The organism is Lactiplantibacillus modestisalitolerans, assembly GCF_005405425.1.
Lineage (GTDB): Bacteria > Bacillota > Bacilli > Lactobacillales > Lactobacillaceae > Lactiplantibacillus > Lactiplantibacillus modestisalitolerans.
On record NZ_BJEA01000007.1, the window covers coordinates 134,659 to 149,686 of the forward strand.

The following is a 15,028-nucleotide window of genomic DNA, read 5'->3' on the forward strand; positions in this document are numbered from 1 at the left end:
GGAAAGCACTCTTACATTAATTACCACACAAACAATCCAACGACCCCAGCTGACAACAGCGATACCAAGATCCCTGAAATCAGCATGTAGCCGACGTTCCGTGAAATTAAATCGTTCTTTTCACGGTTAACGATTCCCTTGAAGGCCCCAATAATCATCCCGATTGTTGAGAAGTTCGCAAAGGACGTCAAGAAGACCGTCAACACGGCGCGGAAATGCGGCGTGAAGTCGTTGACCTTACTAGAAACTTCACCCATGACAACGAATTCGTTCGTCACTAACTTCGTCCCCATGTATGACGCCATCTGGAAGGCTTCGTGTGGGTCGAACCCTAATAACCATGCAAATGGGAACATGACAATCCCAAACAGGTTTTCCAACGATAAGTTGGTATTGATCAACCCTAATAATTTATCAATTAACTTCGCTAACGCGACGAACGCGATAACGTTAGCGGCAATAATCAAGATTAAGCGCCCCGCGCCTAAAATTGAATCACCAAGGAAAGAGAAGAATGGTTCGCGGGCTGGCTTTGCTTCGGCCGCTTGAACTTGTTGGTTTGCTAAATCTTCTGAGCCGCTTTCAGCCGTATCCGTATTTTCATCGGTGGCCGCGCTACTTGAAATTTTAGCAATCGTATCGTCTTCCGGCTTAACATCAACCGGGTTCAAAATAGCCGCAATAATCGCCGCGTTTAAAACGTTCATCGGAACCGCAGTCAAAATAAATTGACCTGGCATCATTTTAATGTAGGCCCCTAAAATGGACGCCGTGACACAACTCATTGACATCATCGCAATCGTCAAGTTTCGTTGGGCACTCATTTGTTTCAATTGTAACTGTGAAACCGCCAAGGCTTCCGTGTTCCCCAAGAACATCATTTCAACCGCAAAGAACGATTCGAACTTTGGTTGACCGGTAATGTAAGCTAAACCGCGACCAACCCATTTGATGATCCAAGGTAAAACGCCGATATACGTCAAAATATCAAATAATGGCACAATCAACAGGATCGGTAACAGTGAACTCGTTACGAAATCCATTTGTTTAACGTTTACCCAGCTAGCTAAGGCGAATGAAATCCCATCGTATGAAACGTTAACCAACCAAGTAAAGCCATCCGCAGCTGCTTTAACCGCGTTGACCCCCACTTGTGAGCCAGTTAAGAACCACGCTAAGATGATTTCTAAAACTAACATGATACCAACCGAACGCCACCGAATGGCGTGCTTTTGCTTGGAGAATAAGTAGGCAATGGCAATAAATACCACGATCCCAATAATATTAACCACCAAGTTAAAGACCATGTGAATAATCCCTCTTCCCTAAAAAATATGAACAATTGAAAAAATTGATAAAAACTACCTTTTATTAATTTACCATTTAAACCGCGTGAGTGGTAGCCATTTTTAAAGAAAATGTTAAGGAATAGAATTAGACCGTACCAATCCTAATAGTGGCGCTATCCAAACGCAGTCGGTCAACACCCCAGTTGTTCGTAAGGCCTGACCAATCAAGTTAAAATGACTGCGTTTCCAACACCGCTGCAGCCCTTTTCAGCCCGTCCTAAAAGAATGAACAATTTTAACTTTGGTTGCGGTTAGTGTTCGTTTTACCCGAACGGATAAAAAAAAGAGGCCGGGCTTGACGCCCCGACCTCCGGACTAGGCTCGAGTACACCTAGCGCCCCTGCCAAGGAACTCCATTATACGCCAACCCACATCATCGTGGTCTAATTAGTTGACTATCCGTTCTAAGCGCGTTAAGCTGTGGACAATTAATGAAAGGGGGTGATGCTTTTTGAGTACCATATGTAATCTTAAAGCATCAGTCTCTGCCCTGTTCGGAGCAACTGACTGATACCTTTAAGGAGACCCGGCCAAATTTTGTTGGTCGGGTCTTTTGCTGTTCTTTAGGGGCTGGATCAACTGGTGGCGAAATCACTGCCAGCAGCGGGGCGAACCGCGCGCTGCATTACTCCGTCGCCGAACCGCGGCTGCCTTATAGCCGAAACGTGTTCAGGGCGACTGACGCCTGCGCCTACTACGCTCCCCTGCCTTATGGCCGAAACGTGTTCGGCCAGACTGGTATCTGCGCTTGCTACGCTAAGGCGCCATCGCATAACCCGCGACAACGCCTTAGCTAGGCAATGCTCAATACCAACCCGTCTGGCCTCACACTCTGCTACTTCCACCTCATCCGGTCCGGGTACTCCTCCGTTAAAAAGGCCTTAATCGCCCGAATCATCACCGCCGTCGACGGCGCCGTCGCCTGGGTCTTATTCGCCACCAACGCAATTTCCCGATTATATGGCTCCGCAAACGGGTACGTATTCACATCCCCCGTCAACTTACGCAACGCCAACTGCGGCAAAATTCCCAAACCTAAGCCCGATTCCACCATCGAGATAATCGACTGGTCATCAATTGAGAAGTTTAAATAATTATTCGTCACGTGGTAATGGTCCAACGCCAACTTGGTATCCCGGTCATAGTCACTTTGCTGCAAAATAAAATTCTTATCCGCAACGTCGTCCGTCGTAATATAATCCCCATTTTCCGGTACAAAGTTTGCCGGCGTCACACAGTAAATGGGATCGTCAATCAACGAATGCACCAATAAATTCTCATTCACCGGCATCGACGTAAACCCAATATCAATCGTCCCAATCTTGGCCCAATTGGTTATTTCATTAAAATTACCTTGAACAACCGAAATTTTAATATCAGGATATTGGTGGTTGAATCGCCGGATAATTCGCGGTAGCCAATTGATGCAAACACTACTAAACCCGCCAATCCGCACCGACCCAGAATGGAGCCCCTGAATATTATCCGCCACCTGTTTTAAGTTACTTTCCGTATTCAAAATTTCTTGAACGTACGGCAAGACCTGCCGACCATCCGTCGTCAATTCCGCCCCCGAACGGTTCCGAATGAATAAGGGGAACCCGAGCTCCTTTTCCAACTGATTAATCGAATGGCTGACCGCACTGGGCGTCACGTTAAGCGTGGCCGCCGCCTGATAAAACGTATGTTGCGCAACAACCGTCGCAAACACTTCGTAGGCAAAATTCGCCATGTTCGCGCCTCCTCACTAAGCTTTAGTTGAATTTAATTCATTTAAAATTGAAAATGTTGAGCTTTACTAAACCTTACCCCCATTTTATCATAAATATAGTTAATCAAAACAACTCAACGACAATTGATAAATAACAAATCTGGAGGAAATATGATGAATAATTTATTGGCTAAGCGTGTGTTATCTAATGATACGTCCGATTTAAACGAAATTTTTAAGAACAGCGCCAATCCCGCCAACATCTCCTTTGCGGGCGGTTTTCCCGACAGCCAGCTATTTCCCGCCGAAGGCCTCCAGCAAGCCTACCAGAATGCCATTCAAACTGACGGGCAATCAATTTTCCAATACGCTTCCACGCAAGGATTACCGGCACTCCGCGAAAAACTAGCACAACGGATGGCTAGTCACGCGGACGTTGCGGTTTCCGCTAATAACATCATGCTAACGCAAGGTGGGCAGCAGGCCATCGACCTGGTTGCCAAACTCCTGTTGAATCACGGCGACGCGATGGTCGTGGAAGGACCAACTTACATGGGGGCGCTTGCGGCTTTTGACACCTACGAACCAACTTACTACGAGGTGCCGGTTGAAGATGACGGTATGAACCTCCGGATGCTTCGCAAAACACTCCAAGCGCACCCAGAAATTAAGCTCATCTATACGATTCCGGATTTCCATAATCCGACTGGCACTACCATGAGCATTCGCAAACGCAAGGCCCTCGTGGCACTTGCTAACCAATATAACGTCATTGTATTGGAAGATAGCCCTTACCGCGACTTGCGGTACAGCGGCGTAACGCTCCCAGCCATCAAGCACTTTGATACCGAAGGCCGGGTCATCTTCATTTCGAGCTTTTCCAAAATTCTATCGCCCGCACTGCGGACCGGCTGGCTCGTTGCCGATGACCAACTAATGACACCGTTATGTGGCTTAAAGTCAGCAATTGACGTGCAGTCCCCGAACGTGACGTTAGCCGCAATCGATCAGTACCTCGCGCACCATAACATTGATCAGCACATTGCAACCATCAATGCGGCTTACCGCGTTAAGCGCGACGCCATGCTTACGGCAATGGATCAATATTTCCCAGCGACCGTTTCCTACACGCGGCCAGCTGGCGGCTTCTTCATCTGGGTGACCTTGCCCGCCGGTATCGACGCGCAACAACTCCTAACCGACGTCGTGTTACCACAAGATCACGTAGCCTACGTTCCCGCTAACTGCCAGTTTGCCAGTCGCCAAGTTAAAAATGCCTTCCGGTTAAACTTTACTAGCCTTGACCCGGCCACGATCACCACCGGAATCGCCCGCCTTGGCAAACGGTTGACAGCCATTTGCAGCACCCCCAAACCCGCTGTCCAACTTTCATGAATTAAATTCATTTAATTAGAATAACTATGAGGATTTCATCTCTTTTGAAATCCTCATTTTTGTTTGCACGGATACCACCCAGCTAAAATTGACACAAGCCCCGTCCCTGCGGTAAACTGACGCTACCTGCCTGGTCTTAACACTAGCCGACCTAACCGTAAGCCATTGGCTTTTTCTGAAAGCCAGTGCTTATTTTTTGTTAACACCCGGTTTTTTCGTTAAACTAGGATACTGTAAAAAAAGATTGAGGAGTGTTCGTTGATGAAAACTTGGATCAAAAAGATTGGCTTAGCAGTTTTCGGGGTAGCGTTAATGGTGACGCTAACTGCTTGTGGTAGCCAAAGTTCGAAAAGTAGTAATACGGGAAGCGACTTGGGCTTAAACAAGTCCGGAACGTTAACCATCGGTTTGGAAGGAACTTTCAAACCGTACGGCTACCGTAAGGATGGTAAGCTAACCGGGTTTGAAGTTGACCTTGGTAAGGCAGTTGCTAAGAAAATGGGCTTGAAGGCCAAGTTCGTTCCAACCAAGTTTGACTCACTAGTGGCCGGCTTAAACGTTGGTAAGTATGACGTCGTTATGAACAACATGGCTGAAACAAAGGCGCGCAAGCAAAAGTACTTGTTCTCAACGCCGTACATCTATTCGAAGGCCCAGTTAGCGGTCAAGAAAGATTCCAGCATCAATCAAATTACCGATATTAAAGGTAAGAAAGTTGCCCAAACGACAACCAGTAACAACGCTGGTGACGCTAAGCGGTTAGGCGCAACCATTACGCCAACCGACGGCTTCCAACAATCGATCGACCTCGTCTCGCAGGGCCGGGCTGCCGGTACGATTAACTCCCGGGAAGCGTTTTACGCGTACTTCAAACAAAATAAAAACAGTAACGTTAAATTAATCAACGCCGACGACGAAATCGCCGATCAAAAGATCAGTGCGATGGTGACGAAAAAGCACACCAAGATGCAAAAGCAAATTTCAAAGGCAATTCAAGAACTACGCGCTGACGGCACGTTGAAGAAGCTTTCTAATAAGTACTTCGGCGGCAACGTTACCGATAAATAGGGTTCAACCGTTGGGCAACCAACGGCTACATATGGTTCATCACTAACTGTTTCAGGAGGCTCACATGGATTCAATTTGGCACATTATCATTACTTCAGCGCCCCAAATCGCGGTGGCCGGTTTAAAATACACGATTCCAATCGCCATCATTTCGTTTGCGCTCGGTTTGATCTTGGCAATCCTAACCGCCCTCGTTAAACTGTCGCCCAAACGGGGCTGGTTCTCCATTGTGCGGGCCATCGCTTACTTTTACGTTTGGCTGTTCAGAAGTACCCCGCTCCTAGTGCAACTGTTTATCGTCTACTTCGGCCTACCCTACCTTAAAATTCAGGGCATCTGGCCTAACGGGATTCAGTTGGACCCGTGGACGGCCGGGATTGCGACCTTCTCGCTAAACACCGGGGCCTACTGTGCCGAAACGATTCGAGCAGCGATCCTCTCAATTCCGCAAGGTCAGTGGGAAGCGGCTTACTCCATTGGAATGACCAAACCGCAAGTTTTAAAACGGATTATTTTACCGCAAGCAGCCCGGGTCTCCTTGCCACCCCTATCCAACAGCTTTATTAGCTTAATGAAGGATACGTCACTGGCCGCTTCAATTACGATCGTTGAAATCTTCGAAGTTAGCCAACAAATCGCCGCTGAAAATTACCAACCACTGGTGATGTACACCGAAGCGGCCGCCTTCTACGCCATCCTGTGTTCACTACTCAGTTGGCTACAAGGCTACTTGGAAAAACGGACGTCGCGCTACTTGCGGCCCCTAAACTAGGAGGCAACTAATGATTAAACTGGAACACGTTAATAAAACTTTTGGCAATCATCAGGCGCTCACCGACCTCAACGTAACCTTCAACGCGCACGAAACGACCGCCATCGTCGGCCCATCCGGTTCCGGAAAGTCGACCCTCTTACGGTCGCTGAACTTACTCGAACGTCCAGAAAGTGGCTTATACCACTTCAACGATCAGGTGATTGACTTTAGCCATCCCCTTGCTAGCAAGGACGTTTTAAGCATTCGCCGCAAAACCGGAATGGTCTTTCAAGATTACAACCTTTTCCCACACTTAAGCGTGGTTAAAAACGTGATGGAAGGCCCGGTTCAAGTGTTAAAGCAGCAACCAGACGCAGCCCGGCAAACGGCCATGGACTTGTTAGATAAAGTCGGCTTGGCCGATAAAGCCGACGCCTACCCCGGGCAACTGTCCGGTGGGCAACAACAGCGGGTTGCGATTGCCCGCTCGTTAGCGATGGACCCCGAGTTCATTTTACTAGACGAACCCACCAGCGCCTTAGACCCCGAACTAGAGGCTGGCGTTTTGCGGGTTCTGTTGGCGCTAGCCCAGGAAAACGATTCGATGATTGTGGTAACCCACAACATGGAATTCGCCCGGGCCGTCGCCGATAAGATCATCTTCGTTGAAGACGGCCGGATCCTTTTTGACGGTACGCCAAGTGACTTTTTCACCAAGCCTAATCAACGGATTGCGGACTTTTTAGCCGCGATGACCTTTACAACCATTTCAGATAAAGCTAAATAGCACGTGTACCCAAAGTTAGTTAAGCGGAGTTGTGACTTTTGTCGCGGCTCCGTTTTTATTTAGTCATTATGCTTGTCAGAATAAGCGGGCATGGTTGCGCTTAATTTAAATTAGTAACCGTTTAGCAGAGCCAGGCTCACCAATTGAGACTGACTAAATTCGACCGCAAAACCTCATAATAAGGTGAATCTAGCCAGTAGCGGGTGTAACCATGGCTCAACTGCAAAATTATTCTTGGTCGGAAGCGAAGTTCTTCCGGCTTAGAATAAGGCTCAAATCGATGCCCGCAGTGTTCCAGCCAACCGGTTACACCCGCTGCTGGCGGCATATCAGCACCAATTGGTATAGAATTCATTTTTCAATTGATTTGTCCCGCGCCCAAACCAATACCTGTTAGTTTGGCAACTCACTGTTCAAATCGATTGACAGTGACCCCACCATCCCGTATACTACTAGTTGAATAATACTATACGACGTATAATATAACAGGAGGTATAGTGATGGCCATACAAATTAGTTCCGAATTATTGGATGGGTGCGTCTTAGCGCTTCTTCAAACCGAAGATTTTTACGGTTACGCGCTCACGCAACGCCTCCAAGCCTCAATCGCAATTTCAGAATCCACGCTCTACCCCGTCTTACGCCGCCTAAAGAAAAATGGCTGGGTAACCACCTACGACCAGGCCTATCAAGGGCGCAACCGCCGTTATTATCAAATCACGGACAACGGCCGCACCCAGCTAACGGCAATCCAGGGTGAATGGGAGACGTACAACCACGCCATTAATCAACTATTAAAAGGAGGGTCAACGCATGCTTAACTACTTAGATAAATTCACCGCCCTGCTCGTTCAGTTAACGGACGACGAGCGTGACGAGGTCGTGGAATTTTACCGTGAGTACTTGTTAGATGCCAATATTCAAGAATACGATGACTGCGTGGCGGAACTCGGTACACCCAAGCAGCTCGCCAGAAAGGTGCTCGCCGACTACTCAATTCGGTTAAACGAAAACCTGACCGCGGAAACTTCCAAGAAGAAGCGGTCACAAACGAGCGTCCGGACCATCTGGCTCGTTGTGTTGGCATTATTATCAACGCCAATTACGATTCCGGCGTTGCTCGTCGTCTTATTCGCCCTCTTCTCATTAGCAATTATTGTCGTCAGCATTTTACTGACGCTGGGCGCACTCGTGATTGGACTAACGCTTCTCGCCTTAGCACTAATCACCGCCAGTATCGGAGTGTTTTCACAGTCCATCTGGGTGGCGTGCTTCTACCTTGGGGTGGGGCTCGCCATCATTGGTGGCGAATTATTGATTGCCCCACTGGTCATCTGGCTTTTAGGTTTAATTATCCAAGGGATTTCAATTCTGACCCAGCGGCTCTACCACCGCTTCGTCAAGAAAAATCGTGCCGAGAGAGGAGGCCGTCACCATGCGCAAAAGCGTTAAAATTGGTATCTTTTTACTCGTTTTAGGGGTCGTTTTGACCATGTTTGGCATTGCCAACAACGGCTTACAAACGGTTTACTGGGATCGCGGTTTCCACGTTAGCAAACAAACGGCCGTCAGCAAAACTTACCATCCCAACACCATCAAATCAATTACCCTAACGTCAAACGCGTCGGTAACCATTAAGCGCGGTAACCGGCTAAGCGTGCAAGTGGCGTCCAAGCGTAAGTTGCCAACCATTGCGGTAAGCGACGGTGAACTGACCGTTAAGGGCAAAAATGGAAACTACAACGACGTCGGCTTCTTCACGAGTAGTAATAGCCTTAACCGGGACCGGGTCACCATTACGATTCCGCAGGATAAGACGTTGGAGCGCCTTCAAGCAACGACCAGTCAAGTTGGTGATTTAACCCTTCAAGACGTCAACGTCAAAGAAATGCGCTTAGACGCAAACGACAGTAGTGACGTGGACTTAACGATGACCAACGTCAAGGTGGACCAGCCCCTTCAACTACAGGCCGGCGATGTCCAACTGACAAACGTCACCGCGCCAAGCTTTGAAGTTCAAGCCAGTGACGTTACCATTAACCGCAGTCGGTTTGAGAAAACCGATTCGACGATTAAAGCCAACGGTGACGTGAGCTTACGGCAAAGCCGCTTTACCGGCCTTCAACTGGAAACTAGTGACGGCGACGTTGACGTGAGTCACGTTAAATCCAAGGGCCAGTTGGCCGTTAAGACGACCGATGGCGATATCAGCTTAACCAACTTAGATTTCAAGAAACAAATGCGGGCAACCTCCAGTGAGGGTGATATTGATTTATCAACGAGTCGCAACGACGGGGTAACTGCTGATACGACCGATGGCGACCTAGATATTTTTGGTTGGGAAAATGACGACCAAAACCATTATCAGGTCAGGTCAGCCGCGCGCCATCAGTACCAGTTATCTACGCAGGATGGCGATATTACGGTGACAGCAACGGATTAAGAGTGTGAGGCCGAGTGGGTTGGTCTGAGGATTAGCCTAGCTACCGACATTACGCGGGCTATGAGTGGTGTCGGTAGCGTAGCTAACCGCAGGACCAAGCTCGGCCGAACACGTTTCGGCAAGAGTGTGGAAGACCAACGGGTTGATACCGAGCACTGTCTAGATAGTAGCGTAACGCGCTTTTGACGTTGGGCCGCTGTCGTAGTAGGCACAGGCATCAATTGGTCTGGAACACGTTTCGGCTATCTAGCATCCAAAACCACAAAAAATAGACCTGATTCCAACCAGAATCAGGTCTATTTTAATGGTCTCATGAATCTAAAACTGTCAAACATCCATTTAGTCACGGACCCTTGTGTGTCTTCGACTATTAATTAGCCGAAACGTGCGCCAAAAGTCAGCTGGCTTTTAGCACCCGCCCGTTGCTTTTAAAATGGCCACTGACCGTGATAAACATCCAGCCAGAGCATGCCGAGTGACAGGAGGAACAAGCCGACCACGGCCACCGCGTGCCACCACTTATGGCGCACGAAGATTGCGATGTATTCCCGTAAAATTGCGTCCGGCAAGAAGAAATGGGCCGTTTTTGCGCCAATACCATCCGCCTTTAAGCCGGCTTGCTTAGCAACGATACCGGCCCGAAACGTGTGGTAGTTATTCGTCACAAAAATCGTCCGTGGCTGCTTAACGGGCCCTTGATCGATCAGCTGCTTACTGAAGCGCATGTTTTCAAAAGTCGTCGTTGAGCGTTTTTCCGCCCAACCGTTAGTCGCGGGTAAGCCGTGCGCGATGGCGTAATCCAGCATGGCTTGGCCTTCCGGTACGGACTCGTCGCTCCCCTGACCGCCCGAAAAAATCATCACGGCCGGGTGGTGCGTCTTCGTGGTTTGTTTTTGATAAAACCGTAAACCGCGATCAATCCGGCATGCCAATAACGGTGAGACTTGGTCGCCATTCAGCAGGCCCGCCCCCAGCACAATGATGTAATCTTGCCGTAACCGCGGCCAGTTAAACTGGTATAAAATCAGCATCGTCAAATAGTTATAGAACCAAAACGCGACGTAGAAAATAACCAGGTTGGGAAAGGTCGTCATCAAGTAGCGGACCGGTTCGGGCACCCAGTTGCCGACCAGGTTACTCAGCCATGGGAGTAGCAGAATGGCTAAGCCCAAAAAGAGCGTCAACATGTTCGCCTGGGTATGACTTTCGCGCCGCCAGACGATCCAAGCGTTCCATAGCAACAAAAACGCCTGGAGGATGAATAGTAGGCTCATCACCATTAAAAAGCCCACAAAAATTGCAATACAAATGACAATTAGCGGATGATTATTAGTTCCCAGAATTGTCATCGCTAGTACCGCTAAAAACGAATAGAAAAAGGCCGAAAACCACAGCCCGTTACTCAAACGGACCTTATCGTGATGATAACGCCACCCAAAAATCAGGCCCAGTCCAATCGGAACCAGCCACGCCCAGTACGCCACCACTGGCACTGGAAACCAAACCGTTGTATCGTTCAAGCCAACACCCCCGCCGTTTCATTTTTTCAATAACTTTAATTATAATATTAAGCTACTGAATTAACGAATAATTCGCTATTTTAGCGCGATCAATCTATTTCAATTGCTTACGCTCATTATAAAAATTTCGATAAGCTAAGTAGCAAGCAATAATGGCCCCCAGACTAGTTGCCGATAATAGCATAAAGGTCACCATAATTTGATACTTAATCGCCCGCACCGGATCAACACCGGCAAAGATCAGCCCGGACATCATCCCGGGTAAACTGACTAGGCCGACCGTTTTAGCTGAATCAATCGTCGGGGCCATCCCAGTTCGAATCGCTTCGCGAACAATCGTAATTGAGGCGTCCAGTAGGTTTGCGCCTAGGGCCAGCCGTTCCAAAACCGCCTGCCGTTGATCGCGAAACTGCGTATTTAAACTGCGGTAAGCCAGGCCAATCGCAACCATTGAATTTGAGGCAATCATCCCCGAAATGGGAATCACTTGCGATGGAATTAATTTGATGGCGCCCGCTAAAATGAGCACGCCCAACGTTACGCCGGTACTGATCAGGATCGCCAACAACGAAATTGGGAGGGCGTGCGGAATCCCCGCCCCCCGCTTTTTCGCGTTCCAGGCGGCGTTAAAAATAATAAAGCCAATCATCGCCAGCGTTAGCCAGACGTTATCAATTCTAAAAATGTACTTGAGCACGTACCCGACGATGACGAGTTGCACGATTGCTCGCAGGACGCCTACCACGATGTCCTTATCCAGACCCAACTTCTGCCATAAGCTAATACCTAAGGCCACTAAAACCAGCATCGCCGCTAAAAATAAGGACGTATTATTCACTGCTAAGTTCATCGCGTTTCCTCCAATCGACCGGCGCTAACCGTCACCATCCGTTGGGCCGCCGCTAGTTCGCCGGCGTCGTGCGTAATCATGATCGTGGTGACGTGATGGTCGCGGTTCATGTGTTTTAACCATTGATGGACGATGGTTTTGTTGGCTTCGTCGAGTCCCGCCGTAACTTCGTCCAACAGTAAAATTTTTGGCAAGAACAAAATATTGCGGATTAAAGCCACCCGTTGACGCTCCCCGCCAGACAGGTCGCCAATTCGTTGCGTGAGCGTTGCGGCCGTTAAGCCCACGTTCTCCAAGGCTTCTTGGACGTGGGCCGTATCGACTGGTTGCTTGCGAATTTGATACGGAAACGCCAGGTTGTCGGCAACGGTTTCGCCAAACAACGTCGGCTGCTGAAAACAATAGGAGACCTGCCGCCGATACATAATTGGATCGTAAGTTTCAATTGGTTGACCATCAAAAATCAATTCCCCACTCGTTTTGGAAATCATTGCCGCAATAATCCGGACCAGCGTACTTTTCCCACTCCCGGACGGGCCGGTCATCGTGATGTGCGCCCCCGCCTGAATCTCCCAATCAATATCGTGCAAAATGTGGTGGCTCCCCACCTGATAGTTCACCTTTGTAAGTGTCATTAAGGCTGACATGCCACATTCCCCCTGTCATTTTAAAAGTTAACGCTTGTTTTAATAATTATAGCGGCTATTAGCTACCTGGACAATTAAAGCCCACTCCTTTAGTCCTGGACAGTGCGCATGCTATAATGGGGTTATCCGGATCAACCACTTGATCCCAACTAATTCTGATTTAATGAAAGAAAACGAGGTTTCAATGAAACAATCAAATTATAACCACCGCCGGCCCACGACATCACACCAACGCCGTGCGCGCCCCGCTGAAAAGGTTCAAGCTAACGTTGAACTTGGGCAACGATTCCCGCTGACCATTAAACGCCTTGGCATTAACGGTGAAGGGATTGGCTACTACAAGCACGTCATCACCTTCGTCAAGGGGGCGCTCCCCGGTGAAGTGGTCGTTGCCGAAGTTACCGCCGTACACCCACGCTACTTGGAAGCCCGGCTTCGAACCCTGCGGAAGCCGAGCCCGGACCGGGTCGATCCTCGCGACGCTTACGCTGGCGAAGTCGGCGGTTTCGAACTTGAACACCTGGATTATCCCGCTCAATTGAACTTCAAACGCGACGTGATCATTCAAGCACTTGATAAATACCGTCCCGCTGGTTACCGGCACTATGACGTCCGGCCAACCATTGGCATGGCCGACCCGTACGGTTACCGGAATAAGGCTCAGTTCCAAGTACGCCTGATTGATGGCCACGTTGCCGCCGGTCTGTACAAGGAAAATAGTCACGACTTGGTCGACTTACCAACTTGTTCCGTCCAAATGCCCGTCACGATGACCGTCATGCGTCAAGTAGTGGCCTGGCTGGAAGAATTAGGCGTACCGATTTACGACGAAGCCCACAATTCCGGTATCGTTAAAACCATCGTCGTTCGGGCCGCCGCTGCCACTGGCGAAGTTCAGCTCGTGCTGATCACCAACACCCCGAAACTCCCAAAGAAGCACCAACTCCTCATGAAAATTGCGGACAAGTTGCCAATGGTCGTTTCGGTCATGCAAAACGTGAACGTTGGGAAAACGTCGTTAATTTGGGGTGATCAGACCAGCTTGCTCGCCGGCAAAGCCTCCATCACGGAGGAACTCGATGGGCTTGCGTTTGACCTCTCCGCCCGGGCCTTTTTCCAATTGAACCCGGAACAGACCGCCAAACTTTACGATTTAGCCCGCCAAGCTCTCGACTTAGCCCCCGCCGAAACCCTCGTTGACGCCTACTCCGGGGTCGGCACGATTGGGCTATCGCTCGCCGACGTCGCTAAGGAAGTCCGGGGGATGGACACCATCCCCGCCGCCGTGGCCGACGCCAACGAAAACGCGCGCCGCAACCACATCACCAACGCCCGCTACGAAGTTGGTGAAGCACAAGTTTTACTACCGCAATGGCTGGCGAGTGGTTTCGAGCCGGACGCCATCATCGTGGACCCGCCGCGAACTGGCTTGGATCACGTCTTAATCGACGCCATTTTACAAAGCGCGCCCGAAAAGTTCGTTTATATTTCATGTAATCCGTCAACGCTCGCCCGCGACCTCGGGGAATTAACGCGCGGCTACCACGTTGACTACATTCAATCAATCGACATGTTCCCACAAACTGCCCGTTGCGAGGCCGTCGTTCGCTTTACCAAGCGGCATTAAAAAAGACTGAACCGCGCCCGGCAAGCACCGAACATGTCCTAGGGGGAGATCTTTATGGCAGCTCTTGATGCTACTGATAGTCACATTGCTTTAGCCATGCGCTTTACGTTACGACCACCATTTAAGGCGCACTTCTTGTTACTCAAAGACTACACCGCAGACGTTCGAATCCCGGCGCGCGAAGGGTTACTGACGACCCTAATTGCCAAAAACATTCCGCTGTCGCCAGCCCTCGAGCAACTACTCGCCATTTTTGACGACGTGCAGAACCCGGCCTACTGGTCCTTACACGATCAAGCGGTTCACGAGTTTTTCGCGGCTCATCCGGACAAGCGGCCAATTTTACCGCTGGACGTTTTACAGGTCACGTTAAACACGCTATCCGAGCAAGGTTTGACCGACGATCAATTGACACACATCGTACGGGCTATTTTTGACCGCTTACAAGCAAACCAGTTTAGCGGTCAGGCGGCCCACCGAATCTTAACGGCTGCAACTAAACCGGAACGGCCCTGATTATTTTTCGGTAATTCGTTATCCCGACTATCAAAACAGGCCCTATGATCTATGGTGTTAATTCGCTAAGAAGGTTGTCAACCAACTTTTCATTCAGTTCGCTATAACTACCGAAATAAGCAAGATTACGCTAATTTAGCAACGGTTCTGCGGAATCCATCTCATTAATTGAGATTTACTCAAACAACCCGTGGAACTCAATATAAAAACCTGTCTAGCCAGTACAGCGTCTCAAAACAAAGCATGCTTACAGTCAGAAAATTTCTGGCTCAAGCATGCTTTTTGGGTCTATGATATTTGGTGTTGATCTGCTAAGAAGGTTGCCAATTGAATTTTCAATCAGTTCGTTGTGATTAGCGAA

14 protein-coding genes are annotated in these 15,028 nt (G+C 49.1%); 9 read left to right on the forward strand and 5 right to left on the reverse strand.

The annotated features are described in order from the left end of the window. Nucleotides 1-20: 20 nt before the first annotated feature. Both FFM79_RS04705 and FFM79_RS04710 read right to left on the reverse strand, forming a co-directional pair. Nucleotides 21-1,307: a NupC/NupG family nucleoside CNT transporter gene (locus FFM79_RS04705; protein WP_137642311.1), complete on the reverse strand. Its 1,287-nt coding sequence runs from the start codon at nucleotides 1,305-1,307 to the stop codon at nucleotides 21-23. 877 nt (nucleotides 1,308-2,184) lie between these two features. Then, nucleotides 2,185-3,081 carry a LysR family transcriptional regulator gene (locus FFM79_RS04710; RefSeq protein WP_137642312.1) on the reverse strand — a complete coding sequence of 299 codons (897 nt, stop codon included), beginning with the start codon at nucleotides 3,079-3,081 and terminating at the stop codon, nucleotides 2,185-2,187. 153 nt (nucleotides 3,082-3,234) lie between these two features. Here FFM79_RS04710 and FFM79_RS04715 point away from each other — a divergent pair, with 153 nt between their 5' ends. From FFM79_RS04715 to FFM79_RS04745, 7 genes are all read left to right on the forward strand, one after another. Continuing rightward, entirely contained in the window at nucleotides 3,235-4,455 is a 1,221-nt protein-coding gene (locus FFM79_RS04715) for an aminotransferase-like domain-containing protein (RefSeq protein WP_137642313.1), read from the forward strand. Nucleotides 4,456-4,716: 261 nt separating this feature from the next. Further along, nucleotides 4,717-5,523 (forward strand): transporter substrate-binding domain-containing protein, encoded by an 807-nt coding sequence (locus tag FFM79_RS04720; protein WP_137642314.1) that lies wholly within the window; start codon nucleotides 4,717-4,719, stop codon nucleotides 5,521-5,523. 64 nt (nucleotides 5,524-5,587) lie between these two features. Next, a complete protein-coding gene (locus FFM79_RS04725; protein ID WP_137642315.1) occupies nucleotides 5,588-6,295 on the forward strand; it encodes an amino acid ABC transporter permease in 708 nt (235 codons plus the stop codon). Between the two features lie 10 nt (nucleotides 6,296-6,305). Next, nucleotides 6,306-7,064: an amino acid ABC transporter ATP-binding protein gene (locus FFM79_RS04730; RefSeq protein WP_137642316.1), complete on the forward strand. Its 759-nt coding sequence runs from the start codon at nucleotides 6,306-6,308 to the stop codon at nucleotides 7,062-7,064. Nucleotides 7,065-7,564: 500 nt separating this feature from the next. After that, a complete protein-coding gene (locus tag FFM79_RS04735; protein ID WP_137642317.1) occupies nucleotides 7,565-7,885 on the forward strand; it encodes a PadR family transcriptional regulator in 321 nt (106 codons plus the stop codon). Next, nucleotides 7,878-8,516: a DUF1700 domain-containing protein gene (locus FFM79_RS04740; RefSeq protein ID WP_137642318.1), complete on the forward strand. Its 639-nt coding sequence runs from the start codon at nucleotides 7,878-7,880 to the stop codon at nucleotides 8,514-8,516. Before FFM79_RS04735 ends, FFM79_RS04740 begins: the two co-directional genes overlap by 8 nt. Next, nucleotides 8,500-9,507, forward strand: a complete 1,008-nt coding sequence (locus tag FFM79_RS04745) for a DUF4097 family beta strand repeat-containing protein (RefSeq protein WP_137642319.1) — start codon at nucleotides 8,500-8,502, stop codon at nucleotides 9,505-9,507. The genes FFM79_RS04740 and FFM79_RS04745 overlap by 17 nt, the downstream gene beginning before the upstream one ends. 428 nt (nucleotides 9,508-9,935) lie before the next feature. Here FFM79_RS04745 and FFM79_RS04750 read toward each other — a convergent pair whose 3' ends face one another. The 3 genes from FFM79_RS04750 to FFM79_RS04760 form a co-directional block, all read right to left on the reverse strand. Beyond that, nucleotides 9,936-11,027, reverse strand: a complete 1,092-nt coding sequence (locus FFM79_RS04750; RefSeq protein WP_137642320.1) for a YdcF family protein — start codon at nucleotides 11,025-11,027, stop codon at nucleotides 9,936-9,938. A 94-nt stretch (nucleotides 11,028-11,121) separates the two neighbouring features. Further along, nucleotides 11,122-11,877 carry an ABC transporter permease gene (locus tag FFM79_RS04755; RefSeq protein ID WP_137642321.1) on the reverse strand — a complete coding sequence of 252 codons (756 nt, stop codon included), beginning with the start codon at nucleotides 11,875-11,877 and terminating at the stop codon, nucleotides 11,122-11,124. Then, nucleotides 11,874-12,524, reverse strand: a complete 651-nt coding sequence (locus tag FFM79_RS04760; RefSeq protein WP_137642322.1) for an ABC transporter ATP-binding protein — start codon at nucleotides 12,522-12,524, stop codon at nucleotides 11,874-11,876. The genes FFM79_RS04755 and FFM79_RS04760 overlap by 4 nt, the downstream gene beginning before the upstream one ends. Nucleotides 12,525-12,708: 184 nt before the next feature. On the opposite strand from FFM79_RS04760, the gene rlmD reads away from it, so the two are divergent. Together rlmD and FFM79_RS04770 are read left to right on the forward strand one after the other, a co-directional pair. Beyond that, a complete protein-coding gene (gene rlmD, locus FFM79_RS04765) occupies nucleotides 12,709-14,151 on the forward strand; it encodes a 23S rRNA (uracil(1939)-C(5))-methyltransferase RlmD (RefSeq protein ID WP_137642323.1) in 1,443 nt (480 codons plus the stop codon). Between the two features lie 54 nt (nucleotides 14,152-14,205). Further along, nucleotides 14,206-14,667, forward strand: a complete 462-nt coding sequence (locus tag FFM79_RS04770; protein ID WP_137642324.1) for a hypothetical protein — start codon at nucleotides 14,206-14,208, stop codon at nucleotides 14,665-14,667. The last annotated feature ends 361 nt before the right edge of the window (nucleotides 14,668-15,028 follow it).